General features: G+C 65.3%; 1 protein-coding gene. It reads right to left on the reverse strand.

Going from position 1 to position 1,656, the window contains the following annotated elements; all coding sequences use genetic code 11:
* On the reverse strand, nucleotides 1-1,656 hold a 1,656-nt coding region (locus V1T76_RS29000; RefSeq protein WP_330564139.1), incomplete at both ends, for an autotransporter outer membrane beta-barrel domain-containing protein.

Raw genomic sequence — 1,656 nt, forward strand, 5'->3', positions numbered from 1 at the left:
TTTGCTCCCTGGTCCCTTGCGTTTTCCCCGAAGGCTCCCTGGTAGGAAAGGCCGAGGGAGGTACGGTCGGTGATGGTGAGGGCAAGTCCTGCCTCGACAAGGGCTGTGTCCCGGTCGAGGGGAACACCTTGAACCGTGAAGGGATCGAGCCCGGACAGGGCCATGCGCTGATCGGGCGTCAGGTCGCCGATGGCGTGGCGCCAGCCGAGGGCGCCGGTGAGCGCCACCGAGACACCGTCGGTGGTCGCAAGCGTTTTCGACATGCGAAGGCCGAGCGTACTTGAGCCGAGAAGCTGGCTGGAGCCTTCCCCGGTAAGCGCCAGGGTGGCGGAACCCTGCTCCTTAAAGGCATCGGTCTGCTGATGCAGGAGCGCCAGTCCGGCGAAGGGAGAGACCTGCAGCCAGGGTGTTTCCAGGGCGTAGGAGGCTTCGCCGAAGACTTGCGCGGTCCGGGACCAGTAGTCGGCGGTGAGCGTGTCCTTCAGGCTGCCTACGGCAACGGCGCGTTCGCTTGACACATCGTGCCAGCTGTAAGCGGCGCCGAAGGTGAGACCGAGGTCGGCAAGCCGCACCCCGCCATAGGCGCCAAGGGTGTAGCTGTTCGCATCCGCTGAGGAAGACCGTGCGGAAACGCTGGCCTGGCTCTGGCCGACACCGGCCAGCACACCGAAGCGGGCCTGGGGCCAGACGGTTGCCTCAAGCCCGACGAGGGCGCCGCCGGTGCTGCGCGAGAGCGTGGCTGCGTTGCCATCACCGTCGAGCTTGCCATAGGCCCCGTAGGCGCTGCCCCAGGTGTTGAGGTTGAAGCCTGAACCGGTGCCCAGGCCTGGACCCCGCGGGCCGACCGGACCGTTGAAGGCGATCTCTGGCACGTCCGAAAAACCGGCAAAGGCATCGTGAATGCGGCTGGTCACCGTGTCGCGCAGCCGGGCACTGTCGCTCAGGAACATGGCCGGCAGCGATGCATGGATCTCGCCTGACAGGCTGTCATAGGCGCGCCGTGCCTGGGTCTCGTTCAGGCCCGCGACAACCCGGTAGAGATCGCTGGTGGAGGCAAGCCCGCTGAGGGAGCCTGCCACCGCCCGCTGGTTGGTGGTGCGCGCCACATCGGCAAAGCTTATGTCGTTGCGGATCAGATCCAGGGTCACCGAGGTGGCGCCATAGGACAGCTCGGCATCGAGGAAAGCAAAGTTCTCGTTGACCGTGCCAAACGTGCCGGTAACAGCCGTGCCTGCGGTTATGATTGTGTATGTGGTGGACGGAGCATAGCTGGAGCCATCGTCTGTACCGTTTTCCGCCAGAATTTTGACTGCGGCGCCATTGTCGATGGTCACGGTCCCGGTGGCGGCGATCTTGTCGGAGTTCCCGGCGCTATCGACTTCCACGTCATAGGTCGAGCCAGCGGCGAAGGAAACGTTGCCGGCGACATTGAGAGTGCCGATGGAATTGCCAGGCGCGATCGTGCTGCCGGAATTGGCAGTCACATTCCCAAGTGTGCCAGACCCGCCCACGGTGCCGCCGTTCAGGGTCGTCGCGCCGATGCGCCCGTTGACCACCAGCCTGCCGCCGGAAACCGTGGTACCCCCGGTGTGCGTGTTCACCCCGGTCAGGGTCAACGTACCCGCACCGGATTTGGTCAGCGAACCGGTGCCGCTG

The sequence above is a fragment of the Roseibium sp. FZY0029 genome (assembly GCF_036350355.1).
Taxonomy (GTDB): domain Bacteria; phylum Pseudomonadota; class Alphaproteobacteria; order Rhizobiales; family Stappiaceae; genus Roseibium.